We start from the raw sequence: 23,707 nt of genomic DNA, 5'->3' as shown, positions 1-23,707 counted from the left end.
CGGCATAACCGAACCCTTATCATTATTGGCGACTGTCATTCGCCTGACGTAGCAGCGAACGGCTTTCCACCAGGAAACGTTGCGCATAGTCGCCAAACCAATGTTCGACCTTCTGAAAGCTTTGGATAAACGCCTGTTTATCGCCCTGCTCCAACAGTTTTATTGCCTCACCAAACCGCTGATAGTAACGCTTGATCAGCGCAATGTTCTCTTCGGAAGACATAATGATATCCGCGTACAGCTGCGGGTCTTGAGCAAACAGCCGCCCGACCATCGCCAACTCCAGCCGATAGATCGGTGAAGAGAGGGCCAGCAACTGCTCCAACTGCACGTTTTCTTCCGCCAGATGCAAACCATAAGCAAAGGTCGCGAAGTGACGCAGCGCCTGAATAAACGCCATGTTCTGATCGTGCTCAACCGCGCTGATACGGTGCAAACGCGCTCCCCATACCTGCAGCTGTTCGAGCAACCATTGGTAGGCTTTCGGTTCGCGGCCATCGCAATAGACCACCACCTGCTTAGCCACGCTGCCTACGTCTGGGCCAAACATGGGGTGTAGCCCCACCACTGGGCCGCGGTGCGCCGCCAGCATGGCATTCAACGGGCGATTTTTTACCGAGGCCAGATCAACCAGAATACAGTCCGCCGGCAGCGGCGGTAACCGCTCAATCACCTGTTCGGTCACGTGAATAGGGACGCTGACAATCACCATTCCGGCATCGGCAAGCAGCGTATCAGCCTGATTCCAGTCTTCCTGGTCCAACACTTTGACCTGGTAACCGGACAGCGTCAGCAAGCGATTAAACAACCGCCCCATTTGACCGTTGCCGCCGATAATGACGATCGGGCGCAGTTGCGGATGTAGCGTTTTAAAGCCTTTGTCGTTCTCGCTAACGTAAGACTCGCGCATCACCCGACGCAGCACGTCCTCAATCAAATCGGGCGGCACACCCAGGTTTTCCGCTTCTTGACGCCGTGAGGCCAGCATTGCCGCCTCACGCTCAGGAACATACACCGGTAAGCCATGGTGGCTTTTAACCTCTCCCACTTCCGCCACCAACTGCAGGCGTTTAGCCAACAGCTCCAGCAGCGCCTTATCCACTTCGTCGATTTGATCGCGCAACGCGGTCAGTTCAGCCACCATAACTTACTACTCTCCAGTGCGTGCCGTCAGCGCGGCGCCGAGTTCCTGGTGCATATGGCGCAGCAGCGTCTCTGTACTTTCCCAGTTAATACAGGCGTCGGTAACAGAAACCCCATAGCGCATATCTGCACGCGGTTGCTCAGAAGACTGGCTGCCTTCGTGCAAGTGGCTTTCCAGCATGATGCCGGTGATCGAACGGTTACCCGCTTTGATCTGCTCTACCACGGACTCGGCAACCGCCGGTTGACGGCGATAGTCTTTATTCGAGTTGCCATGGCTGCAATCTATCATCAAGGACGGGTGGAGTCCCGCATCCAGCATCTGTTTTTCACAGGCCGCCACGTCCTCAGCGCTGTAGTTTGGCGTTTTACCACCACGCAGGATCACATGGCCATCAGGGTTACCCTGCGTCTGCAGCAGGCACACTTGCCCTGCCTGATTTATACCGACAAAACGGTGTGGCATTGCCGCGGCGCGCATAGCATTGATCGCCGTGCCCAAGCTGCCGTCGGTACCGTTTTTGAAACCTACCGGCATTGACAGCCCTGAAGCCATCTCACGGTGAGTTTGTGATTCAGTCGTGCGCGCACCAATCGCTGACCAGCTGAACAAATCTCCCAGGTATTGCGGACTGTTCGGATCCAACGCTTCGGTCGCCAACGGCAAGCCCATACCAACCAGATCCAGCAGCAGGCGACGCGCAATGTGCAGACCTGCTTCAACGTCAAACGAACCGTCCATGTATGGGTCGTTAATCAGACCTTTCCAGCCGACGGTGGTACGAGGTTTTTCAAAATAGACACGCATAACGATATACAGCTGATCGCTCAATTCAGCTGACAGGGTTTTCAAATGACGGGCGTAATCGAGTGCCGCATCCGGGTCGTGAATAGAACACGGTCCGCACACCACCAGCAGGCGATGATCGCGCCCCTGCAGAATATCGGCGATGGTTTTGCGTGCCGTGGCGATTTCATTCTCGTCGCTGGCACTAAGCGGGAACTGGTTCTTCAGCTCTTCCGGAGTAATCAGAATCTGTTCTGCACTGATATGAACGTTATTGAGCGCGTCTTTTTGCATGATGCTATTCCTGTCGTTTGCCGTTATGCGTAAGCGTTGATAGAACATTGAGCGTTTCAGGTTCTTACCCTATCACGAAATGTAAAGATTTCAATCCATTTGGTGTAAATAAAAAATTACCACAAATAAAAAGCGCTAAATAAGTCATGAAAACAACACGAAAAATCACCTAATATAATGATTATTAATTATTTTTAAGACTTTCACCTACACGAAGCCTCCTTGCACACCAAAATGCTAAAACCCGACAAAATCGTAAACAATTCGATACACTAGAAACGCAACGACCCATATGCCTCATCCACCGAACGTTCAAAAGCCTGATGTTTACCCTTTCCACAGCAGAGAACCTTAACGGGTAAATCAAATCACCTAAAAATTAAACAACTGAAACACAAATAACAAACAATAAACCGGCAATTTATTTTCAATTACTTTCCTCTATTAATTAAAATACAAAAATATGAGTAAAACCTATTGAATAAATATTGCGGAACTTCACAGTTATCGCGCGAAAAATAAATAATTATGGTGTTATTCGTTCGCACCTCTTTAGGGTTAATCTGCGTAGACAGAGCCCGTATCACCTGCATTGAGAATGTATGAGCGTTAGCTGCTTTTCATTTCTTGACAAGGGACTATCATGATCACTTTGCAGTTCTTAATTATTATAATCTGCTTATTAGTCGGCACTCGGTTTGGCGGTATGGGGCTGGGCCTAATAAGCGGTATTGGTTTATTCCTCTTATGTTTTATATTCGGGTTGGAACCAGGTAAACCTCCCGTTGAGGTTATGCTGACTATTCTTGCCGTAATCGGTTGTGCTTCAGTGTTGCAAACTGCCGGCGGTTTGAACGTGATGATGCAATATGCAGAGCGACTGCTGCGCCGCCACCCACAGCACATCACGCTGCTTGCTCCTTTCACCACCTGGACTCTGACGTTCCTGTGCGGCACAGGGCATGTGGTGTACACCATGTTCCCGATCATTTCCGATATCGCCATCAAAAAAGGGATCCGCCCAGAACGCCCAATGGCCGTGGCTTCCGTCGCCTCGCAAATGGCCATCACAGCTTCGCCGGTTTCCGTGGCCGTTGTGTCTCTGGTTTCAATCATTGCCGCAGGACATGGGATTGGCAAAGCTTACACGCTGGTAGAAATCCTTGCCGTCTCGATCCCGGCTTCATTAGTCGGGGTGCTAATGGCGGCCTTATGGAGCCTGCGCCGCGGTAAAGATCTGGATAAGGACGCTGAATTCCAGGAAAAAATCAAAGATCCAGAACAACGGGCCTATATTTTTGGCAGCACCGAAACACTGCTCAATCAGAGATTCCCCAAGCAGGCTTACTGGTCCACAGCGATCTTCTTTGCGGCTATCGCCATCGTCGTGCTCTTGGGGGCTTTTGCTGATTTACGCCCTTCCTTTGCCAATGCCAAAGGGGTACTGAAACCGCTGTCTATGAATCTGGTGATCCAGATGATGATGCTGATCGCCGGTGCCGTTATTCTGATGGGCTGCAAAGTCAAACCCGGCGATATTGCCAATGGTGCGGTTTTCAAAGCCGGCATGGTCGCTATTTTTTCCGTATTCGGCGTGGCGTGGATGAGTGATACCTTCTTCCAGGCACATATGGGAGAGTTAAAACTCCTGCTTGAAGACGTGGTAAAAAGTCAGCCGTGGACTTACGCGATCGTTCTGTTCCTGGTTTCCAAGCTGGTCAACAGCCAGGCAGCTGCGCTCACCGCGATTGCCCCAATGGCGCTGCAGTTGGGCGTCGACCCCAAAATGCTTCTGGCTTTCTTCCCGGCCGCGTACGGTTACTTCGTCTTGCCCACTTATCCAAGCGATTTGGCCTGCATCGGTTTTGACCGTTCTGGAACAACGCGCATCGGCAAATTTATCATCAACCACAGCTTTATTATTCCTGGCCTGATCGGCGTGCTGTGTTCCTGTATCACCGGATATCTTCTGGTCACCACCTTCCTGTAATCATTTCCCCAACGGCAACGGTATTCCCCGTTGCCGCCCACACCATTGACCACATAAATAATAATGGCAATCAGTATTTTATGCCGTTAACAGGGTTAAAAGTCAGTAGAAGAAAAGTGAATAAGTGAGGACGAAAAATTAAAAACTTAAGCTAATAGTCGCTATTTTGGTCGCAATGGCGAACCGATATAATGTGACCGAAATCACTTATAACCACTCTTAACAACTGGATCAAAAATGCTCTCTTTACGCGCTCGCCGCGCTATTCCGCTGTTCATTAGCTGCTTAACGACTTTCACCAGTGTTTCAGCCCTTGCCGACAATACGCTTTTCACCGCGATGGACGATCCGGCCACCGCCAAAAAACCGTTTGAAGGCAACGTCCAGGCCGGTTACAACTCGCAGTCAGGCAACTCACAAAGCTCTACCCTGTTGGCCAATACCAGCATGACCTGGTTCAACAGCGATGCCGCTTATAGCCTGTGGGGTGCGGCCAACAACACCACATCCTCCAACGTGCGCTCGTCAGAAAAGTATCAGGCCGGCGGCCGTACCCGTTATAACCTGTCCGATCGTAACTACCTGTTCGGTCAGGCGAGCTGGCTGAGCGATCGCTTCAACGGTTATGATTCCCGCTCGACGCTGACCGGCGGTTATGGTCGCCAAATCCTCAATGGGCCGCTTAGCGATCTGCGAGTTGAATTCGGTCCGGGCGTGCGTCACGACGAATACCATGGCGGTGGGCGTTCCACCAAAGCGCTGGCTTACGGTGCGGCCAACTATTCGTACCAATTGACCGACAATACCAAGTTCTCTGAAGGCGTTTCCGCGCTGGCGAACGAAGAAACCACGCTGAACTCCGAAACAGCACTCAGCGTCGCCATTAACGAAAAGTTCGCGTTGCGTCTGGCTTACACCGTGACTTACAACAGCAAGCCTCCAGCCTCTGCGCCAAAGAATACCGACACCACCACTTCTATCAGCCTGGTGTACGGTTTGTAATCCTTCTTACTTCTGCACCTGTTATACGACTAAGCCCATCATTGATGGGCTTTTTTTATGCCTGAAAATCAAATTTAGACATTTTGCTAAAAACATAACGTTTACTATTGACGAGTTTAGCAAATAGCTTAATACTGTATGTATACACAGTATTAATTGAATGGGTGCAGAGCATGAGAAAACTCAATCATCGCGGCTGAAGCCGTTACTACCATCAGGAGTGTCCGTTAATAAGCTGGGGTGTAACTCCCACCTAATTAGGCAGGCTGCTGATTTTGATTGTGGCTTAATGCCCAACCCGTTTTCACTTAAAATATTGCAAGGGGGTTTTTATGATGCACTGTCCACTCTGCGGTAGCGTGGCCCATACTCGCTCCAGCCGTTATCTGAGCGAAGCGACCAAAGAGCGCTATCACCAATGCCAAAACATTAACTGCAGCTGTACCTTTGCCACGCACGAGTCTGTCGCTCGCGTGATTGTAAAGCCTGGCGATATCGTTCCTGCACAGCCACATCCGGAAAAAAGCAAACAGCGCGCCGCGGCGCTGTAATGCAAAGAGCCTGCAAACGCAGGCTTTTTTATGCCTGTAAAAACGGGCGTCCTGGGAGCATTTTCGCATCTTGCAGATGCAATCCCCGATCTGCAGGCATAAAAAAAGGGGTTGGCACAGTGCCAACCCCTTCATAGCTATTAACTTTTGGATGCAGCGTTAGCCGACGCGGTTCAGACGCTCTTTGATACGAGCAGACTTACCAGTACGCTCACGCAGATAGTACAGTTTGGCTTTACGAACGGCACCACGACGTTTAACAGTAATGCTGTCGATTACTGGGGAGTGAGTCTGGAATACACGCTCAACACCTTCGCCGTTGGAAATCTTACGAACAGTGAATGCAGAGTGCAGACCGCGGTTACGGATAGCGATAACCACGCCCTCGAATGCCTGCAGACGTTTTTTGCTACCTTCAACGACCCATACCTTAACTTCCACGGAATCACCCGGACGGAATGCAGGTACGTCTTGCTTCATCTGCTCTTGTTCAATTTGCTTAATAATGTTGCTCATAATATGTCTCTTACCCTAGGTAAACTGATATATCGGTCCCGTCGAGCCAGTTGCTCAGACGTTCCCTTCATAGTCCTGTTGCTTGGCCTGATGTTCCCGTTGGAACTCAGCCAGCAACACCGCTTGCTCGTCAGTCAGAGCTAGGCTTTCTAGAAGTTCAGGTCTTCTAAGCCAGGTACGGCCCAGCGACTGCTTTAAGCGCCAGCGACGTATCTCGGCATGGTTGCCCGACAGTAAGACTGGCGGAACCTCCATCCCTTCCAACACCTCAGGACGGGTATAGTGCGGGCAGTCCAGCAATCCATCGACAAAAGAATCTTCTTCTGCTGAGGCCTGATGGCCCAGCACACCCGGTATAAAACGGGCGACTGAATCAATCAGGGTCATTGCCGGCAGTTCCCCGCCGCTGAGTACGTAATCGCCGATTGACCATTCTTCATCAATTTCGGTTTGGATTACGCGCTCGTCTACCCCTTCATAACGACCGCACACCAGAATCATCTTCTGGTTGGTCGCCAGTTCGCATACGCCGGTTTGATCCAGCTTACGCCCCTGAGGTGACAGATAAATCACCTTTGCTCCCTCGCCTGCCGCTGCTTTTGCTGCATGAATGGCTTCCCGCAAGGGTTGCACCATCATCAACATTCCCGGGCCGCCGCCATAAGGGCGATCGTCCACGGTACGATGCCGGTCGTAGGTGAAGTCACGCGGACTCCAACACTGCACGCTCAGCAGGCCATTTTTTACTGCCCGGCCAGTCACCCCGTAATCGGTGATTGCGCGGAACATCTCAGGAAACAGGCTTACAATACCAATGAACACAAGCCAATCCCCATACTGTCATTCCACTTGTTTCGACCGTTTGATTCGGAGGTCAAAAACCAGGATCCCAATCTGCTTCAATCACGCGAGCAGTGAGATCGACTTTCTTGATAACCTGCCCATGAAGAAACGGGACCAACCGCTCCTTCATGCCGAACGCATCTTTCAGGTTAGCTTTCACTACCATCACGTCGTTTGAACCGGTTTCCATCATATCGACGACTTTACCCAGTTCGTAACCGGTGGTCGTGACTACCTGGCAGCCCATAAGGTCTTTCCAGTAGTAATCATCACCCACCAACGGAGGAAGTTGTTCCGAATCCACCTGAATTTCGCAATTGGTCAGTAGATTCGCAGCATCCCGATCATCAACGCCTTTGACTTTGATGATCAGATCCTGACTGTGGCGCTTCCAGTCTTCCAACTCGACAAGCTGCCATTGACCCGCACGCTGGATAAACCACGGCTGATAGTCAAAAATGCTTTCGGCGTTCTCGGTGGATGAAAATACTCTGAGCCAACCACGAATGCCGTAAGTAGACCCCATTTTACCGAGTACAATCGGCTGCTTAGGTGCTACCGGTTTGAGTTGCTTGCTCATTGCCACCACCGCGACAGATTAAGCTGCTTTCTTAGCGTCTTTGATCAGCGCGTGAACGCGATCAGAAACGGTTGCACCCAGACCGACCCAATGTTCGATGCGGTCCAGGTCCAGACGCAGTGCTTCAGCCTGACCAGATGCGATCGGGTTGAAGAAGCCTACGCGCTCGATGAAACGACCATCACGAGCATTGCGGCTGTCGGTCACTACTACTTGATAGAACGGACGCTTTTTAGCGCCGCCACGTGCCAAACGAATTGTTACCATAACATCCTCTTTAGTTAATAAAACAGCCGGGCCCCATTGAGGGAACGGGGCCCGGTTGCAATATAAAAAGCCCGAAAATTTTACTCATTTTGGCGCAAAAAGCAATCTAAAGCGTAGATCAGCGTCAACTACTTTTTGCAGCCGGTAATATTCCGGGCGGTTTTTGCCGCGAACGGCAAATGCTTAAACACGCTCACCCCAAGGGGCACGCGCCTGTCAGCGGCCTGGGAAGCCCGGCGGCATCATACCTTTCATGCCGCGCATCATCTTCGCCATTCCGCCTTTCTTCATCTTTTTCATCATGCGCTGCATTTCGTCGAACTGCTTCAACAAGCGGTTAACGTCCTGCACCTGCATACCGGACCCCATCGCAATGCGGCGCTTACGCGAGCCTTTGATGATTTCCGGTTTGGCGCGCTCTTTCAGCGTCATCGAGTTGATGATTGCTTCCATTCGCACCAGAACCTTGTCGTCCATTTGCGATTTCACATTGTCCGGCAGTTGGCCGGCACCAGGCAGTTTGCTCAGCATGCTGGCCATACCGCCCATGTTACGCATCTGCTTCAGCTGTTCCAGGAAGTCGGTCAGATCGAAACCGTCACCTTTCTTCAGCTTGTTAGCCAGTTTCTCCGCCTGCTCGCGGTCAACTTTGCTTTCGATATCTTCGATCAGCGACAGCACATCGCCCATGCCCAGAATGCGTGATGCCACGCGGTCCGGATGGAAGGGCTCCAGCGCTTCGGTCTTCTCGCCCACGCCGAGGAACTTGATCGGCTTGCCCGTGATGTGACGGATAGACAACGCGGCACCGCCACGCGCATCACCGTCGACCTTGGTCAGTACCACACCGGTCAGCGGTAATGCTTCATTAAAGGCCTTGGCCGTGTTGGCAGCATCCTGGCCGGTCATGGCGTCAACCACAAACAGGGTTTCCACCGGCTTGATCGCCGCGTGCACCTGCTTGATTTCGTCCATCATCGCTTCGTCAACGTGCAAACGGCCGGCGGTATCGACGATCAGTACGTCGTAGAACTTCAGCTTGGCCTGTTGCAGCGCACGGTTAACGATGTCGATCGGTTTTTCTTTGACATCAGACGGGAAGAAGTCGATGCCGACGCTTTCCGCCAGGGTTTCCAGCTGTTTGATCGCCGCTGGGCGATAAACGTCGGCGGAAACCACCAGGACTTTTTTCTTCTGTTTTTCTTTCAGGAATTTACCAAGCTTGGCGACGCTGGTAGTTTTACCGGCGCCCTGCAGGCCCGCCATCAGCACCACTGCTGGCGGTTGCGCCGCCAGGTTCAGCTCGGTGTTCACTTCGCCCATCGCGGCAATCAGCTCGCTCTTGACGATCTTGACGAACTCTTGCCCCGGCGTCAGGCTTTTGTTGACTTCATGACCTACCGCGCTCTCTTTCACGCGGTTGATAAAGTCCCGCACGACCGGTAACGCAACGTCCGCTTCCAGCAATGCCATGCGCACTTCACGCAGGGTTTCCTTGATATTTTCTTCGGTCAGCCGCCCACGGCCGCTGATATTGCGCAGGGTGCGCGACAAACGATCGGTTAAATTTTCAAACATCGTCTCATGCTCAACGTGTAATGACAGGCCGCTCTGGCGACATAATTGCGGCGATTATAACACGAAGCGTAGAGGATCTCTGCCTCAGCGTTGGAGATCGGTTGGAGTGGGACGCGCTCGACGCTATACTGACAATCCAATTCACCACGTCGAAGCAAAATTAAACGCTATGCCAGTTTTCTCCATTGTGGCTTTGATCGCCTACCTGCTCAGCCTTGGACTGATTATTCCCAGCTTGTTGCGGAAGAACAGCGCATACCGTCGGCTTGCTCTCGTCTCGGCGGTGGTGGCGCTAATTTGCCACGCCATCGCACTTCAGCAGCGTATCTTTGACGTCAGCGCCGGGCAAAATCTCAGCTTGCTGAACATAGGTTCGATAGTCAGCCTGATCATTTGCTCGGTCATGACCTTCGTGGCTTCGCGCGATCGCGGCTGGTTCCTGCTGCCTATCGTTTACAGCTTCGCGATGATCAACCTGGCCTTCGCCAGCTTTATGCCGGGTGAATTTATTACGCATCTGGAAGCCAGCCCGGAACTGATGGTGCATATCGGCCTGGCGCTGTTCTCCTACGCTACGCTGATCATTGCCGCGCTGTATGCGCTGCAACTGGCCTGGCTGGATTACCTGCTGAAAAACAAAAAGCTGTCTTTCAGCGCCGATATGCCGCCGTTGATGAGCATCGAACGCAAGATGTTCCACATCACCCAGATAGGCGTCGTGTTGCTCACGCTCACGTTGTGCACCGGGCTGCTTTATATGGATAACCTGTTCAGCAAAGAGAACGTGCACAAAGCCGTGCTGTCTATCATGGCGTGGTTTGTGTATATCGTCTTGCTGTGGGGCCATTATCACGAAGGCTGGCGCGGTCGCCGCGTCGTTTGGTTCAGCCTTGCCGGTGCCTTCCTACTCACGCTGGCCTACTTTGGCAGCCGTCTGATTCAGCAAGTGATGGTTCGCTAAGCTCTCAGGCACTCTTTCTCCATACATAAGGAATACCGCGTTGGAGCACGTTTCGACAGGGACCCTGATCATTATCCTGGTGGTCATGATTGTGGTTTCCGCTTACTTCTCAGCATCCGAAACCGGCATGATGACGCTGAACCGCTATCGTCTGCGTCATCTCTCCAAACAGGGCAACCGTTCCGCCCGCCGGGTCGAAAAGCTGCTGCAAAAACCGGATCGCCTGATAGGCCTGGTGCTGATTGGCAATAACCTGGTCAACATTCTGGCTTCGGCGCTGGCCACCATTGTCGGCATGCGCCTGTATGGCGATTTGGGCGTTGCCATCGCCACCGGCGTACTGACCTTCGCCGTGCTGCTGTTCGCCGAAGTGCTGCCAAAAACCTTTGCCGCCCTGTATCCGGAACGCATCGCATTCCCCAGCAGCTTCTTGCTGGCACCGCTGCAAAAGGTGATGTTCCCACTGGTGTGGCTGCTCAATGGCATCACCACGCTGATTTTACGGCTGTTCGGCATTCGCACCAATGTGCGGATCAGCGACGCAGTCAGCAAGGACGAGCTGCGCACCATTGTGAAGGAATCGCACTCGCAGATTTCTCGTCGCAATCAGGACATGCTGATCTCGGTGTTGGATCTGGAGAAGGTGACGGTCGATGACATTATGGTGCCACGCAATGAGATTGTCGGCATCGATGTCAACGACGACTGGAAGTCGATCATGCGTCAGCTTACTCACTCCCCGCACGGCCGCATCGTGCTTTACCGCACCTCGCTGGATGATGCCATCGGCATGCTGCGGGTACGTGAAGCCTACCGCCTGATGACCGAGAAGAAAGAGTTCAACAAAGAGAACCTGCTGCGCGCCGCCGACGAAATTTATTATGTGCCCGAAGGCACACCGCTGAACGTCCAGTTGGTGAAGTTCCAGCGCAACAAAGAGAAAGTCGGCATCGTGGTCGATGAATACGGCGACATTCAGGGGCTGGTGACGGTCGAGGATATCCTGGAGGAGATCGTCGGCGATTTCACCACGTCCATGTCGCCAACGCTGGCAGAAGAGGTTAATCCGCAAAGTGACGGCTCCGTGCTGATAGACGGTACAGCCAACGTGCGCGAGTTAAACAAGGCATTCAACTGGACGTTGCCGGCCACCGACGCGCGTACCATCAACGGCATGCTTTTGGAAGAACTGGAAGAGATCCCGGAGGTCGGCACCCGTGTTCGCATCGGCCATTACGACATCAGCATCCTCGACGTGCAGGACAATATGATCAAACAAGTGCGGGTCACGCCGATCAAGTCGCTGCAGTCCAGCGTTCAGCAACGCTGACCAGCCGCCAGAAAGGAAAAAAGACGCGAATATCGCGTCTTTTTTTATCGCTGTAGCCCGATGGCGAACTAGATGTGCAGTTCCTGCAGCTTCTCTTTCGGCAGCGCCAGCTCTTCGTTGTGGTTCACTACGACGTCATGGTCAAGAATGTGCTTCGCGATTTCCTGCGCTTCTTCCAGCGAGTGCATATGGTAAGTCCCGCACTGGAATTCGTTCAACTCAGGAATTTTACGCTGGTCAGTCACTTTCAGCACGTCGGCCATCGCCGCTTTCCACGCATCGGCAACACGCTGCTCTTCCGGCACGCCAATCAGGCTCATGTAGAAACCGGTACGGCACCCCATTGGGGAGATATCGATAATCTCGACGCCCTGACCATTCAGGTGGTCACGCATAAAGCCGGCAAACAGGTGTTCCAGCGTATGAATGCCGCGCTCTGGCATCACTTCCAGGTTCGGCCGGCAGAAGCGCAGATCGAACACGGTGATGGTATCGCCATGAGGAGTTTTCATGGTTTTCGCGACGCGGACAGCCGGGGCTGCCATGCGGGTATGGTCTACGGTGAAGCTATCCAGCAGTGGCATTTCGTTACCTCCTCGTAAAAGAGTATTTATTTCGAAACTTTTTTATCTAACCAGGAAACCTTTTCCAACCCAGCGAGTCTGAGTATGTGAAAGACGCGCATTTGTTATCATCATCCCTGTCATCAGAGATGCATATTTGGCCACATTGATGTGGCCTTTTCTTTTTTAGCCCCCGCCGTGTTGCTTCAGGAACTCTTCAAAGCTTAGCGTATCACTGGCTTCTATGTTGCGTTGACGCTGCCACGAGGCTTTCTGCTCTTGTGCCAACTCAGCCTCCGTCAAAATCTCTAGCGGCTCTTCCGTCAGCATCTGACGATACTGCTCGGCCAGCTGCAGGCCCACACGCCCCGTCCCCTCTTCCTTCATCGCCTTCAGGATACGAGCGGAAAACGTCAAATCAGGATCGTCAAACGCCGCGACCAGTTCGTCACACACCTGCTGATACTGGCGATCGCCGGCTTCGCTATCCAACACTTCAGCCACGCGACGCAGATCGTCAAACAGTGCTTTACCTACTTTTGCCAGCGGTTCACGGCTGTCATCACACCCGATGCCGATGGTTTGGCCCGGCTTACGCCCTTCCAGGATCACCCGATTCCAGTTCTTGCGCGTACACAGCAATTCATCGCTGCTCATCTCTGGCGCATCGGCCAGCACGCACCACACCAGGAACAGGTCCAGGAAACGCGCCTGAACCGCATCCACGCCGATAGGCGAGAATGGGTTGATGTCCAGCGAGCGAACTTCAATGTATTCGATACCGCCGCGCAAAAGCGCATCTGACGGCGTCTCGCCACTTTTGGTCACACGCTTCGGCCGGATTGGCGCATAGAGTTCGTTTTCGATCTGAAGCACGTTACTGTTCAGTTGCAGATAACGATCGCCATCCTTCACGCCCAGTTTGGCAAACTCTTCGGAAGGCGTGGCAATTGCTCGCTTCAGGCCTTCGACATAGCTTTGCAGATCGTTGAAGGTGATACCCAAATTGCTCTGAGATTTATTGGTGTAGCCCAGGTCACTCAACCGCAGCGAGGTGGCATACGGCAGATAACACATGCCCTGATCGGTACGCTCAAACGGCAACGAGGTTTCACGCCCTTTCAGGAACGAGGAACAGATTGCCGGCGATGCACCGAACAGATACGGGATCACCCAGCCAAAACGGTAATAGTTACGGATCAGGCGGAAATAGCCCGCAGAAATCTGCTCTTTACCGCTTTCGGCATCTTTGACGCCAGCCCATGCCTGCCAGAACTCCAGCGGCAATGAGAAATTGTAGTGCACGCCAGAAATGGTCTGCATCAGCGCACCGTAGCGGTTCTTCAACCCTTCACGGTACAGCGTTTTCATGCGGCCAATGTTCGACGAACCGAACTGTGCCAGCTCAATGTCCTGCTCGGCTTCAATAAAGCACGGCATGCTGAGTGGCCACATACGCTCATCACCCAGATTGCGCGCTACGTAACGGTGAATATCACGCAAGAACGTCAGCATGTGATCGAGGTTATCGTCAACCGGCGTAATAAACTCTAACAGCGCCTCAGCAAAGTCTGTGGTTATCCAGTGGTGCGTTAATGCCGCCCCCAGTTTCTCCGGATGTCCGGTTGTTGCCAGCGTTCCGTTTTCGGTGACACGCAGCGTTTCACGCTCTATGCCACGACGGATGCCTTTTAATGCATGGGGATGGGCTTCCAACCAAGAAAGCGCCTGGGATACGTCCGGGATCAAATTGACCTCCCGCTTCTAAAAACAATAACTCGTAAGCATACTGAATCTGCACCCGAGAGAATATTGAGTTATATTCACGTCGTTAATGCCACCAGGCCATTCCCTGTAACGTTATCATAGTCAAAATGATGTAACGCAGCGCCTTTCCGATACACAGAAACAGCGCGACAGGGCCCCAGGGCATGCGCAGCCAGCCTGCCAACACGCACAACAAATCGCCCACTACCGGTACCCAACTGAGCAACAGCGCAGCCGGGCCAAAGCGTTGCATCCACCCGAGCGCTGTATCCAGCCCTCGCTGCGGTTTCAACGCCGGTAACAGACGCCCGATAATGACATTGGTCAGCCCGCCAAGGGTATTCCCCAACGTCGCGGCCAACACCAGCAACTCTGGTGAGACACGGCTGTTGGTCAGCAAGGCAACCAAAACAATTTCTGAATTTCCCGGCAGCAACGTCGCACTGAGAAAGCTGCTACCGAATAACGACATGACGGCCAGCGTACTACTCACAGCGTACGGACGTCTACCACGGCCATATTGGCGCTTTTCGCTGCCTGAATACCGAAGTCTGCGTCTTCAAACACCACGCATTTCTCCGGCGGCACACCTATCAGTTCGGCGCAGCGCAGGAAGGTATCCGGTTCCGGCTTGTGGCGTTGCACGTCATCGGCACCCACAATCGCATCGAAGCAGTGGAACAGGCCCAGATGGCGCAGCAGGGTTTCTGCCATGCGATGCTCACTGCCGGTGCCCACCGCCATTGGACGGCGACCATGATAAGCTTTGACCACCTCGATTAACGGCAATGGACGCACGCTGTCCAACAGCATCGCTTCGACCGCGCGGGTTTTCTCTGCAGCCAACTGATGGGGATCGAGATCGGCTTGATGACTGGCAAGGATCGCCTGGGCAATGCGCCAGGTCGGAGAACCGCTCAATGCCACCATCGCCGCCTCATCAAACGTCATACCGTAACGGGACAGCACCTCGTGCCACGCCTTGCGATGCGTCGGCTCGGTATCGAGAATGGTGCCGTCCATGTCGAAAATAAGACCCTGATAGCGGTCGTACATCGTTACTCCATGATCGTTGAGGAAAGAAAACTACTTTAGCGTAAAGCCGGAAGGTTGTCGCTGATCGCGTAATAGCGGAATGTGCTGTGCGTGAGAGTGAAGGACCGGGGGTTCAATAATCTATGTTCGGGGCCAGAAAGCGAAAAACCCGCCGAAGCGGGTTTTTCTTAGATGGTGCATCCAGGAGGATGATTCGGCTGCGCCTCTCCCTGCGGGCCGTTGCTGAAGCAACGTTGTCTCGCTACGCTCGGCTCGAACCTCCAACCGCTCTCCTCGCGGTCGGAAAAGCGAAAAACCCGCCGAAGCGGGTTTTTCTTTAGATGGTGCATCCAGGAGGATGATTCGGCTGCGCCTCTCCCTGCGGGCCGTTGCTGAAGCAACGTTGTCTCGCTACGCTCGGCTCGAACCTCCAACCGCTCTCCTCGCGATCGGAAAAGCGAAAAACCCGCCGAAGCGGGTTTTTCTTTAGATGGTGCATCCAGGAGGATGATTCGGCTGCGCCTCTCCCTGCGGGCCGTTGCTGAAGCAACGTTGTCTCGCTACGCTCGGCTCGAACCTCCAACCGCTCTCCTCGCGGTCGGAAAAGCGAAAAACCCGCCGAAGCGGGTTTTTCTTTAGATGGTGCATCCAGGAGGATTCGAACCTCCGACCGCTCGGTTCGTAGCCGAGTACTCTATCCAGCTGAGCTATGGATGCATTACTAATTTTTTGGTTTGTCTGCTTGAAGAAACAAGTTCGACAGAAAGAATGGTGCATCCAGGAGGATTCGAACCTCCGACCGCTCGGTTCGTAGCCGAGTACTCTATCCAGCTGAGCTATGGATGCACAGGAATTCTTTTTTGATACCGTATGGTACGTTGTTACTACCCCACCATACTGCAAAATATGGTGCATCCAGGAGGATTCGAACCTCCGACCGCTCGGTTCGTAGCCGAGTACTCTATCCAGCTGAGCTATGGATGCAAATGGCGGTGAGGCGGGGATTCGAACCCCGGATGCAGCTTTTGACCGCATACTCCCTTAGCAGGGGAGCGCCTTCAGCCTCTCGGCCACCTCACCATACGCTTCTTTCGAATTGTGCCTAACTTGCTTTGGAGAAGCTCATCGGCACTGCGTGGCGCACATATTACTTTCTCCGACTTTTAAGTCAAACAATTTTTCCCAACTCATGCGCGTTTGCACAATTCACACTCAACATGGGCGATTTCACGGCAAAAAGAGTGTTTTATCAACAGGCAACCATAGCGAAATAGCAAACAAAGTCAGGGAGGCAGCAAAAAGATTTAATCGGAGAAGTCAGGAAAGGAACGATGATAGGCACAAAAAAGCGCAGTAGCGTCTCGCTGAGCAACGAGACGCTGCTTCGAAATCAGTAAGTCGTCTGTTGAGACTTCTCTGCCTGAATGCGCTGATAGATTTCTTCGCGGTGAACTGACACCTCTTTGGGGGCATTCACACCAATACGAACCTGGTTGCCCTTGACCCCTAGCACTGTGACCGTGACCTCATCGCCAATCATGAGGGTTTCACCAACTCGACGAGTCAGAATTAACATTCTTTGCTCCTTGAAAGATTAAAAGAGTCGGGTCTCTCAGTTTCCCCGTCATTATCCATCATATGCTGTGAAAACGTAAGTCATGTAACCCACAATAAGTGTAAGCAGACTTGGTCTCACCTCAGATAATGATAAGTTTAGCCGACCTGAAAAACTTTGTTCCCGTAATTGTAACCAAATTGTGTTAGCACAGTTTAAAAACGCCATAATCAACAATGAGTTATGGCGTTTGTAAGTGCTATTTATTTATATTCACAGTTTCGAGGCCACCCAGGCTTCTACGCTGTCTAGTGCCGCCGGCAGGGCACTGACGTCTGTCCCGCCTGCCTGCGCCATATCAGGGCGTCCGCCCCCTTTGCCGCCAACCTGCTGCGCCACGTTGCCGATCAACTCGCCGGCTTTAACCCGGTCGGTCAGATCTTTGGTCACGCCGGCAATCAGGCTCACCTTATCATCGGCCGTGGTAGCCAGCACGATAATTGCGGAACCCAGTTGATTTTTCAGATCATCAACCATGGTACGCAACATTTTTGGCTCGACGTTATCAAGCTTGCTGACCAACAGCGGGACGCCGTTAACCATTTTGGCCTTGCTGGACAATGAAGCGCTCTCCTGCGCCGCCTGCTGATCCTTCAACTGCTGCAGTTCTTTTTCCAACGCGCGAGTGCGATCGAGTACCGCACGCACTTTGTCCGTCAGGTTGTTGCTATCCCCTTTCACCAGGTGCGCAACGTCCTGCAACAAATCATTTTGCTGATGCAGGGTAGCAATCGCACCTTCGCCGGTGACGGCTTCAATACGACGAATACCCGCAGCGGTACCTGACTCGCTCAGAATGCGGAACAGACCGATGTCACCGGTACGGCTGGCATGGGTGCCGCCGCACAGTTCGGTCGAGAAGTCGCCCATGGTCAGTACGCGCACGTTATCGTCGTACTTCTCACCGAACAGCGCCATAGCGCCCTTCTCTTTGGCATCATCCAGCGCCATGACTTCGGTTTGGACCGGCAGGTTGCGACGTATCTGCTGGTTCACCAAGTCTTCTACAATGCGGATCTGCTCCGGCTTCATCGCTTCGAAATGCGAGAAATCGAAACGCAGGTATTTATCGTTAACCAACGATCCCTTCTGCGCCACATGCTCACCCAGCGTCTGACGCAGTGCAGCGTGCAGCAGGTGGGTAGCGGAGTGATTCAGACGGATGCGATTGCGGCGAACGGTATCGATCTGCGCATCAACGCGATCGTTCACTTTCAAGGAACCTTGAGACAGCTTGCCCTGATGACCGATGGCCTGGCCGTATTTCTGGGTATCGCTCACTTCAAAATCGGCGCCAGCGGCTTTCAGCACGCCTTTATCGCCAACCTGACCACCGGATTCACCGTAGAAAGGAGTTTCATCCAGTACCACTACGGCTTCTTCACCGGCGTGGATCTCATTGACCGACTGACCGTCGCGGAACAGCGCGATCACGGTTGATTGCTGCTGCTCGTGGTCATAGCCGCAGAACTGGCTGGCGCCATCAACGCGGATCATGCTGTTGTAGTCTGCGCCGAAACCGCTGGACTCACGTGCACGACGACGCTGCGCTTCCATCGCCAGTTCAAAACCGGCTTCATCCACTTTCAGGCCACGTTCACGGCACACGTCCGCCGTCAGATCGACCGGGAAACCGTAGGTGTCGTAAAGACGAAAGGCTGTTTCGCCATCCAGGGTATCGCCCTGCAGGTTAGCCAGTTCTTCGTCCAGCAGCGTCAAACCACGCTCCAGGGTGCGAGCAAACTGATCTTCTTCAGTTTTCAGTACCTGTTCAACCAAAGACTGTTGACGCTTCAGTTCGTCAGCGGCCGGCCCCATCACTTCGATCAACGGAGCAACCAGCTTGTAGAAGAAGCTGTCTTTCGCGCCCAGCATATTGCCGTGGCGAACAGCGCGGCGAATGATGCGGCGCAGCACGTAACCACGGCCTTCGTTTGACGGCGTCACGCCATCGGACACCAGGAAAGCACAGGAGCGGATGTGGTCAGCGATAACGCGCAAAGATTTGTTATTCAAATCTGCCGCGCCTGTCACCTTGGCCACTGCAGCGATCAGCGTACTGAACAAGTCGATTTCATAGTTGGAGTTCACGTGTTGCAGGACTGCCGCAATACGCTCCAGACCCATACCGGTATCTACCGAAGGTTTTGGCAGCGGCAGCATGGTGCCGTCGGATTGACGGTTGAACTGCATGAAAACGATGTTCCAGATCTCAATGTAACGATCGCCGTCTTCTTCCGGACTGCCCGGAGGGCCACCCCAGATATGATCGCCATGATCGTAGAAAATCTCGGTGCACGGACCGCACGGGCCGGTATCGCCCATCTGCCAGAAGTTGTCAGAGGCAAAAGCCGCGCCTTTATTGTCGCCAATACGGATAATGCGCTCTGCCGGCACACCAATCTGCTTCTGCCAGATGTCGAAAGCTTCGTCATCGGTTTCATAGACGGTCACCCACAGCCTTTCTTTAGGCAGGTTAAACCAGTTTTCACCGGTCAACAGTTCCCAGGCGAAGCTGATAGCGTCATGTTTGAAATAGTCGCCGAAACTGAAGTTGCCCAGCATTTCGAAGAAGGTATGGTGACGTGCGGTATAACCGACGTTCTCCAGATCGTTATGCTTACCGCCTGCACGTACGCAACGTTGTGAGGTGGTGGCTCGGGAATAGGCGCGCTTGTCCAGCCCCAGGAAAACATCTTTAAATTGGTTCATGCCGGCATTGGTAAACAGCAATGTCGGATCATTGTTAGGCACCAGGGAGCTGCTTGCTACAACCTGATGGCCCTTACTATGAAAGAAATCGAGAAACGCTTGACGGATCTCAGCGGTGCTCTTGCTCATAATTTTCCCGGAAAGGCTAGAATAACGACACGTGAGCAAGATACGCGACATCCTGACGATGGCATCTAACTCACGAACAAAAAGTGGGGATAAGATAAATTTTCTTCAAGGGGAAGTAAAACCCCGTGTGCGTTCATTGCGCAAAATCACGGTAAATTGACTGAATTTCTTCCTGGAAGAAGCCACGATAGAGCAGATAACGCTGAACTTTGGCTTTCTCTTTCCAGTCAGTTGGCAGTTTGTCGCCAAATTTACGCTGCGCAACCTGTTTAGCCTGCTCACACCAGTCGATATCACAGTCTGCCAGGGCAGTTTGCGTCAGCTCTTTGTCTACGCCCTTTTGCATCAGTTCCGAGCGGATACGCTGCGCACCGTAACCTTTACGGCTGCGGCTACCGATATAGCTGCGGGCAAAGCGTTGATCGTCCAACCAATTATGCTGATAGCAATAGGCAATCACCTGTTCGATAACGGCAGGATCAATCGGTTCTTCGGAAGACGGAGCAGGTGTGGAGGAGGTAGGCGTTTTGGTGCCAAATCTGGCTTTCGCCATAAATGGCTGCGCCGCAAGCTTGCGGCGCAGTTCAGCTTCACTATGATCGCGTTGCGACAGCAGGCGCATGGCGCGGCTTAGCAAGTCATTCATTATTCAAGCCTGATGTAGTCGACGCCCGTAAACCCATAACGGCATGCACAGGCGTCAGCAGCGATTAAAACTCTTCGCTGGTTTCAGCTTCGTCATCGAAGCCTTCGTCAGTTGCCGCAACCAGTTCACCGTTGCTGTGCAGCAGCAGGTCACGCAGTTTCTTGTCCAACTCAGCGGCAACCGCCGGGTTTTCTTTCAGGAAGTTACAGGCATTTGCCTTACCCTGACCGATTTTATCGCCGTTGTAGCTGTACCAGGCACCGGCTTTCTCGATCATCTTGTGCTTCACGCCCAGATCGACCAGTTCGCCGCGGCTGTTGATACCTTCGCCGTACAGGATTTGGAATTCGGCCTGTTTGAACGGCGCAGCAATTTTGTTTTTGACGACTTTCACGCGGGTTTCACTGCCGACGACTTCATCGCCTTCTTTCACCGCGCCGATACGGCGGATATCCAGACGGACTGATGCGTAGAACTTCAGTGCGTTACCGCCAGTGGTGGTTTCAGGGTTACCGAACATCACACCGATTTTCATACGGATCTGGTTGATGAAGATCAGCAGGGTGTTGGCGTTTTTCAGGTTACCGGCCAGCTTACGCATCGCCTGGCTCATCATACGTGCCGCCAGACCCATGTGTGAGTCACCGATTTCACCTTCGATTTCCGCTTTCGGCGTCAAGGCCGCCACGGAGTCAACGATAATCACGTCAACCGCGCCAGAACGAGTTAAGGCATCACAGATTTCCAACGCCTGCTCACCGGTGTCCGGCTGAGAACACAGCAGGTTGTCGATATCAACACCCAGCTTCTTCGCATAAATCGGATCCAGCGCGTGCTCTGCATCGATAAAGGCACAGGTTTTACCTTCGCGCTGCGCCGCAGCGATAACCTGCAGCGTCAAGGTGGTTTTACCGGAAGATTCCGGACCATAAATTTCAACGATACGGCCCATTGGCAGGCCGCCTGCACCCAGTGCGATATCAAGTGACAGCGAGCCGGTAGAGATCGTTTCTACGTCCATAGAACGGTCTTCACCCAGACGCATGATGGAGCCTTTGCCGAACTGTTTCTCAATCTGGCCCAGTGCCGCAGCTAGCGCCTTTTGCTTGTTCTCATCAATAGCCATTGTTGCTCCTTCGTTACGCAATGTCGGTGTTACCCCACACTGCCACTGAATGTATGTTGTGCAGGAAATGTCACTAATTATACTGTATGGTCATACAGTATCAAGCCTAATTTCACAAAAATTCGTCAAGGGCGGTTTGCAGCGCGAAAATTGTCGCCTGAAGCCGCACTGCATCACGATCGCCGGAAAATTGCATCTTTTGCGCCAGCACGCGTCCTGAGGATTCGGCAAAACCAAACCAGACCGTACCCACCGGTTTTTCCACGCTGCCACCGTCCGGTCCGGCAATGCCGCTAACCGACAGCGCCAGGTTGGCCCGAGCCGCATGCAAAGCCCCCTGAGCCATCTCGCGCACCACCTCTTCGCTTACGGCGCCATGGGCATTCAGGGTAGCTTCCGCCACGCCTAGAAGCTCATGCTTCGCCGTATTGCTGTAGGTGACAAAACCACGATCGAAATAAGCGGAGCTGCCGGCAATATCGGTGATGGCCTTGGCGATAGCCCCCCCGGTGCAAGATTCTGCACAGGTGATCCACTGGCCATTAGCCTTCAGTTTTTCCCCTACTGCAACGCTGAGTTTACGCAGTTGCTGTTCACTCATAACCTCTCCTTAGCGAATCAGGTATATGCGCCCGATAGTAGCATTTATCAAGCTTATCTGACGCGGCGATGACAGAAATGCGCGACGCTTCGCAGGCGATGCGGTGTTAAGCCTTAACCCAAACTGCTAGTATCGAATGTAACGTTCGGGTTAATGAGCGACGTTTTCTCACGAGGGATCTCACAGGGTTGTTTTTGCCGCCGGCATGGCCAGCCCATGGCAAACCAGGATAAAAGATTAGGATGATAGAGTGAAAAAAACGTTAGGCGTCTTCTTTCCGTTGTATACCACCACCCTGCTGATGCTGCTGGGTTCAGGGTTACTCACCACCTACATCTCCCTGCGTTTAACGTCTATTCACGTGACCGGCGCGTTGATCGGCGCGATTATTGCCGCCAACTACATCGGTTTGGTGATCGGCGGCAAGGTCGGCCATTTTCTGATTGCTCGTGTCGGCCATATCCGCGCTTACGTTTCCTGCGCCGGCATTATTACCGCGGCGGTGCTGGGACATGGCCTGACGGAATACATCCCCGTGTGGGTGGTGCTGCGGCTGATTATCGGCCTGTGCATGATGTGTCAGTTCATGGTGCTGGAAAGCTGGCTTAACGATCAGTCGGAATCCAATCAGCGCGGGATGGTGTTCGGCTTCTATATGGCGGCTACCTATTTGGGCATGTCGTTAGGCCAGGTGGTGCTGATGCTGCAGGCCAACCTCGGTATTACCACTTTGCTGGTGATCGCCCTGTGCTTTGCGCTCTGCCTGGTGCCTATCGCCCTGACTACCCGCACCAATGCACGCCATATGTCACCGGCACCGATGGAGCTACGCTATTTTATCGGCGCCATCCCCAAGGTGCTGGCGACCACGCTGGTCATCGGCATGGTAGTGGGATCTTTCTACGGGCTGGCCCCGGTCTATGCCAGCATGCAGGCACTGACCACCCAGCAGACCGGCTTGTTTATGGCGATATCGATCTTCGCCGGGCTGGTGGCGCAATTCCCGCTTAGCTGGCTGTCGGATCGCTATAACCGTACGCTGTTGATGCGCATCAACGCCATTTTATTGATCGTAGCCGCGCTGCCGCTGGCATTGGTGCCGCACATTGATTTCCCAGTGCTATTGGTGGTGGGCTTTATCGTCAGCATGCTGCAGTTCACGCTCTATCCCTTGGTGGTTGCCCTGGCAAACGATTTGATAGAGCCTGAGCGGCGCGTCTCGTTAGCCGCCTGTTTGCTGATGGCCTTCGGCGTGGGCGCCAGTGTTGGCCCCCTGGCGGTCGGCGCGCTGATAGAGCCGCTGGGGGGGAATACGCTGTATGCCTTCTTTGCACTGTGTGGTGTGCTGCTGGTGGCCTTCAGCCGGACGGTAAAACAAGACGAATCGCAGTTTGTTCAAGATGCGCCATTGCCGCACATTCCCCTGCCGGACAGCCTGACCAGTTCGCCGCTCTCTCCGGCGCTGAACCCAACCTTTGATGAACAGATTATCCATGACACCATGCCGCCACCGGAGGCGGCCCCCGATCCGATAGAGCCGCAGGCCAGCGAAGCGTCGGGCGAGGAAGAAGCAGAGCCCCCTGTTCCGCAGGGAGCCGATCCTGAGGAAGATACCGGATTGAAAAAGGCCCACTCCATGCTTTAAGCGGCCATCGCTGTATACGATGGGCT

22 protein-coding genes, 4 tRNA genes and 3 other RNA genes are annotated in these 23,707 nt (G+C 53.3%); 6 read left to right on the top strand and 23 right to left on the bottom strand.

What is annotated here, in order from left to right:
• Window positions 1–22: 22 nt before the first annotated feature.
• Window positions 23–1,144: a bifunctional chorismate mutase/prephenate dehydrogenase gene (tyrA, locus tag H0S68_RS03945; RefSeq protein WP_128864979.1), complete on the bottom strand. Its 1,122-nt coding sequence runs from the start codon at window positions 1,142–1,144 to the stop codon at window positions 23–25.
• A 6-nt stretch (window positions 1,145–1,150) separates the two neighbouring features.
• Window positions 1,151–2,224 carry a 3-deoxy-7-phosphoheptulonate synthase gene (locus tag H0S68_RS03940; protein WP_020825295.1) on the bottom strand — a complete coding sequence of 358 codons (1,074 nt, stop codon included), beginning with the start codon at window positions 2,222–2,224 and terminating at the stop codon, window positions 1,151–1,153.
• Window positions 2,225–2,867: 643 nt separating this feature from the next.
• On the opposite strand from H0S68_RS03940, the gene H0S68_RS03935 reads away from it, so the two are divergent.
• The 3 genes from H0S68_RS03935 to H0S68_RS03925 all read left to right on the top strand — a co-directional run bounded on the left by H0S68_RS03935 (window position 2,868) and on the right by H0S68_RS03925 (window position 5,767).
• On the top strand, window positions 2,868–4,214 hold the full coding sequence (locus H0S68_RS03935) for an anaerobic C4-dicarboxylate transporter (RefSeq protein WP_201895726.1): 1,347 nt from the start codon (window positions 2,868–2,870) through the stop codon (window positions 4,212–4,214).
• A 237-nt stretch (window positions 4,215–4,451) separates the two neighbouring features.
• Window positions 4,452–5,216 carry a YdiY family protein gene (locus tag H0S68_RS03930; RefSeq protein WP_020825294.1) on the top strand — a complete coding sequence of 255 codons (765 nt, stop codon included), beginning with the start codon at window positions 4,452–4,454 and terminating at the stop codon, window positions 5,214–5,216.
• Between the two features lie 332 nt (window positions 5,217–5,548).
• Entirely contained in the window at window positions 5,549–5,767 is a 219-nt protein-coding gene (locus H0S68_RS03925) for a DNA-binding transcriptional regulator (RefSeq protein WP_020825293.1), read from the top strand.
• Between the two features lie 159 nt (window positions 5,768–5,926).
• Here H0S68_RS03925 and rplS read toward each other — a convergent pair whose 3' ends face one another.
• The 5 genes from rplS to ffh form a co-directional block, all read right to left on the bottom strand.
• Window positions 5,927–6,283: a 50S ribosomal protein L19 gene (rplS, locus tag H0S68_RS03920; protein ID WP_004950372.1), complete on the bottom strand. Its 357-nt coding sequence runs from the start codon at window positions 6,281–6,283 to the stop codon at window positions 5,927–5,929.
• Window positions 6,284–6,337: 54 nt separating this feature from the next.
• Window positions 6,338–7,105 carry a tRNA (guanosine(37)-N1)-methyltransferase TrmD gene (gene trmD, locus H0S68_RS03915; protein WP_020825292.1) on the bottom strand — a complete coding sequence of 256 codons (768 nt, stop codon included), beginning with the start codon at window positions 7,103–7,105 and terminating at the stop codon, window positions 6,338–6,340.
• 52 nt (window positions 7,106–7,157) lie between these two features.
• Window positions 7,158–7,706 carry a ribosome maturation factor RimM gene (rimM, locus tag H0S68_RS03910; RefSeq protein WP_020825291.1) on the bottom strand — a complete coding sequence of 183 codons (549 nt, stop codon included), beginning with the start codon at window positions 7,704–7,706 and terminating at the stop codon, window positions 7,158–7,160.
• A gap of 18 nt (window positions 7,707–7,724) precedes the next feature.
• Complete coding sequence (rpsP, locus tag H0S68_RS03905) at window positions 7,725–7,973, bottom strand: 30S ribosomal protein S16 (RefSeq protein WP_004932501.1); 249 nt, start codon at window positions 7,971–7,973, stop codon at window positions 7,725–7,727.
• Window positions 7,974–8,189: 216 nt separating this feature from the next.
• Window positions 8,190–9,551, bottom strand: coding sequence for a signal recognition particle protein (gene ffh / locus H0S68_RS03900; RefSeq protein ID WP_020825290.1), 1,362 nt, complete (start codon window positions 9,549–9,551; stop codon window positions 8,190–8,192).
• A gap of 169 nt (window positions 9,552–9,720) precedes the next feature.
• On the opposite strand from ffh, the gene H0S68_RS03895 reads away from it, so the two are divergent.
• Window positions 9,721–10,512 carry an inner membrane protein YpjD gene (locus H0S68_RS03895; protein WP_410529164.1) on the top strand — a complete coding sequence of 264 codons (792 nt, stop codon included), beginning with the start codon at window positions 9,721–9,723 and terminating at the stop codon, window positions 10,510–10,512.
• Between the two features lie 40 nt (window positions 10,513–10,552).
• Complete coding sequence (locus tag H0S68_RS03890) at window positions 10,553–11,842, top strand: HlyC/CorC family transporter (RefSeq protein WP_046374472.1); 1,290 nt, start codon at window positions 10,553–10,555, stop codon at window positions 11,840–11,842.
• Window positions 11,843–11,910: 68 nt separating this feature from the next.
• On the opposite strand, the gene luxS is transcribed toward H0S68_RS03890, so the two are convergent.
• From luxS to pncC, 16 genes are all read right to left on the bottom strand, one after another.
• A complete protein-coding gene (gene luxS / locus H0S68_RS03885; RefSeq protein ID WP_020825287.1) occupies window positions 11,911–12,426 on the bottom strand; it encodes an S-ribosylhomocysteine lyase in 516 nt (171 codons plus the stop codon).
• Window positions 12,427–12,591: 165 nt separating this feature from the next.
• Window positions 12,592–14,154: a glutamate--cysteine ligase gene (gene gshA, locus H0S68_RS03880; protein WP_130016205.1), complete on the bottom strand. Its 1,563-nt coding sequence runs from the start codon at window positions 14,152–14,154 to the stop codon at window positions 12,592–12,594.
• 82 nt (window positions 14,155–14,236) lie between these two features.
• Window positions 14,237–14,665 (bottom strand): YqaA family protein, encoded by a 429-nt coding sequence (locus H0S68_RS03875; protein WP_041414225.1) that lies wholly within the window; start codon window positions 14,663–14,665, stop codon window positions 14,237–14,239.
• A complete protein-coding gene (yqaB, locus tag H0S68_RS03870; RefSeq protein ID WP_020825284.1) occupies window positions 14,662–15,228 on the bottom strand; it encodes a fructose-1-phosphate/6-phosphogluconate phosphatase in 567 nt (188 codons plus the stop codon). The genes H0S68_RS03875 and yqaB overlap by 4 nt, the downstream gene beginning before the upstream one ends.
• Window positions 15,229–15,400: 172 nt before the next feature.
• A non-coding RNA gene (locus H0S68_RS03865) (RtT sRNA) lies at window positions 15,401–15,520 on the bottom strand.
• A 29-nt stretch (window positions 15,521–15,549) separates the two neighbouring features.
• Window positions 15,550–15,669: non-coding RNA, RtT sRNA (locus tag H0S68_RS03860), on the bottom strand.
• Between the two features lie 29 nt (window positions 15,670–15,698).
• A non-coding RNA gene (locus tag H0S68_RS03855) (RtT sRNA) lies at window positions 15,699–15,818 on the bottom strand.
• A gap of 29 nt (window positions 15,819–15,847) precedes the next feature.
• Window positions 15,848–15,924: transfer RNA gene (locus H0S68_RS03850), tRNA-Arg, on the bottom strand.
• A 52-nt stretch (window positions 15,925–15,976) separates the two neighbouring features.
• A tRNA-Arg gene (locus H0S68_RS03845) sits at window positions 15,977–16,053 on the bottom strand.
• A gap of 61 nt (window positions 16,054–16,114) precedes the next feature.
• A tRNA-Arg gene (locus tag H0S68_RS03840) sits at window positions 16,115–16,191 on the bottom strand.
• 3 nt (window positions 16,192–16,194) lie between these two features.
• Window positions 16,195–16,287, bottom strand: a tRNA-Ser gene (locus H0S68_RS03835).
• A gap of 310 nt (window positions 16,288–16,597) precedes the next feature.
• Window positions 16,598–16,783 carry a carbon storage regulator CsrA gene (gene csrA, locus H0S68_RS03830; RefSeq protein ID WP_004091602.1) on the bottom strand — a complete coding sequence of 62 codons (186 nt, stop codon included), beginning with the start codon at window positions 16,781–16,783 and terminating at the stop codon, window positions 16,598–16,600.
• A 252-nt stretch (window positions 16,784–17,035) separates the two neighbouring features.
• Window positions 17,036–19,663, bottom strand: coding sequence for an alanine--tRNA ligase (gene alaS / locus H0S68_RS03825; protein ID WP_020825283.1), 2,628 nt, complete (start codon window positions 19,661–19,663; stop codon window positions 17,036–17,038).
• A gap of 133 nt (window positions 19,664–19,796) precedes the next feature.
• Window positions 19,797–20,309 (bottom strand): recombination regulator RecX, encoded by a 513-nt coding sequence (recX, locus tag H0S68_RS03820; RefSeq protein ID WP_020825282.1) that lies wholly within the window; start codon window positions 20,307–20,309, stop codon window positions 19,797–19,799.
• A 64-nt stretch (window positions 20,310–20,373) separates the two neighbouring features.
• On the bottom strand, window positions 20,374–21,435 hold the full coding sequence (recA, locus tag H0S68_RS03815; protein WP_020825281.1) for a recombinase RecA: 1,062 nt from the start codon (window positions 21,433–21,435) through the stop codon (window positions 20,374–20,376).
• Window positions 21,436–21,547: 112 nt separating this feature from the next.
• On the bottom strand, window positions 21,548–22,036 hold the full coding sequence (gene pncC / locus H0S68_RS03810) for a nicotinamide-nucleotide amidase (protein WP_020825280.1): 489 nt from the start codon (window positions 22,034–22,036) through the stop codon (window positions 21,548–21,550).
• 250 nt (window positions 22,037–22,286) lie between these two features.
• Between pncC and H0S68_RS03805 the strand changes: the two genes are divergently transcribed.
• Window positions 22,287–23,681 carry an MFS transporter gene (locus tag H0S68_RS03805; RefSeq protein ID WP_410529163.1) on the top strand — a complete coding sequence of 465 codons (1,395 nt, stop codon included), beginning with the start codon at window positions 22,287–22,289 and terminating at the stop codon, window positions 23,679–23,681.
• Window positions 23,682–23,707 lie beyond the last annotated feature (26 nt).

It is taken from the genome of Serratia sp. AXJ-M, assembly GCF_046531865.1.
Lineage (GTDB): Bacteria > Pseudomonadota > Gammaproteobacteria > Enterobacterales > Enterobacteriaceae > Serratia > Serratia liquefaciens.
The sequence above is the reverse complement of the archived record's forward strand: the minus strand, read 5'-3'. Positions and strand labels throughout refer to the sequence as shown.

What these genes read in the sequence shown, in the direction of transcription:
- tyrA (WP_128864979.1), bottom strand. Translation starts at nt 1,144, where the DNA reads ATGGTGGCTGAACTGACCGCGTTGCGCGATCAAATCGACGAAGTGGAT.
- rplS (WP_004950372.1), bottom strand. Translation starts at nt 6,283, where the DNA reads ATGAGCAACATTATTAAGCAAATTGAACAAGAGCAGATGAAGCAAGAC.
- luxS (WP_020825287.1), bottom strand. Translation starts at nt 12,426, where the DNA reads ATGCCACTGCTGGATAGCTTCACCGTAGACCATACCCGCATGGCAGCC.
- ffh (WP_020825290.1), bottom strand. Translation starts at nt 9,551, where the DNA reads ATGTTTGAAAATTTAACCGATCGTTTGTCGCGCACCCTGCGCAATATC.
- H0S68_RS03940 (WP_020825295.1), bottom strand. Translation starts at nt 2,224, where the DNA reads ATGCAAAAAGACGCGCTCAATAACGTTCATATCAGTGCAGAACAGATT.
- csrA (WP_004091602.1), bottom strand. Translation starts at nt 16,783, where the DNA reads ATGTTAATTCTGACTCGTCGAGTTGGTGAAACCCTCATGATTGGCGAT.
- rimM (WP_020825291.1), bottom strand. Translation starts at nt 7,706, where the DNA reads ATGAGCAAGCAACTCAAACCGGTAGCACCTAAGCAGCCGATTGTACTC.
- recA (WP_020825281.1), bottom strand. Translation starts at nt 21,435, where the DNA reads ATGGCTATTGATGAGAACAAGCAAAAGGCGCTAGCTGCGGCACTGGGC.
- rpsP (WP_004932501.1), bottom strand. Translation starts at nt 7,973, where the DNA reads ATGGTAACAATTCGTTTGGCACGTGGCGGCGCTAAAAAGCGTCCGTTC.
- alaS (WP_020825283.1), bottom strand. Translation starts at nt 19,663, where the DNA reads ATGAGCAAGAGCACCGCTGAGATCCGTCAAGCGTTTCTCGATTTCTTT.
- yqaB (WP_020825284.1), bottom strand. Translation starts at nt 15,228, where the DNA reads ATGTACGACCGCTATCAGGGTCTTATTTTCGACATGGACGGCACCATT.
- H0S68_RS03930 (WP_020825294.1), top strand. Translation starts at nt 4,452, where the DNA reads ATGCTCTCTTTACGCGCTCGCCGCGCTATTCCGCTGTTCATTAGCTGC.
- recX (WP_020825282.1), bottom strand. Translation starts at nt 20,309, where the DNA reads ATGAATGACTTGCTAAGCCGCGCCATGCGCCTGCTGTCGCAACGCGAT.
- H0S68_RS03925 (WP_020825293.1), top strand. Translation starts at nt 5,549, where the DNA reads ATGATGCACTGTCCACTCTGCGGTAGCGTGGCCCATACTCGCTCCAGC.
- H0S68_RS03935 (WP_201895726.1), top strand. Translation starts at nt 2,868, where the DNA reads ATGATCACTTTGCAGTTCTTAATTATTATAATCTGCTTATTAGTCGGC.
- H0S68_RS03895 (WP_410529164.1), top strand. Translation starts at nt 9,721, where the DNA reads ATGCCAGTTTTCTCCATTGTGGCTTTGATCGCCTACCTGCTCAGCCTT.
- pncC (WP_020825280.1), bottom strand. Translation starts at nt 22,036, where the DNA reads ATGAGTGAACAGCAACTGCGTAAACTCAGCGTTGCAGTAGGGGAAAAA.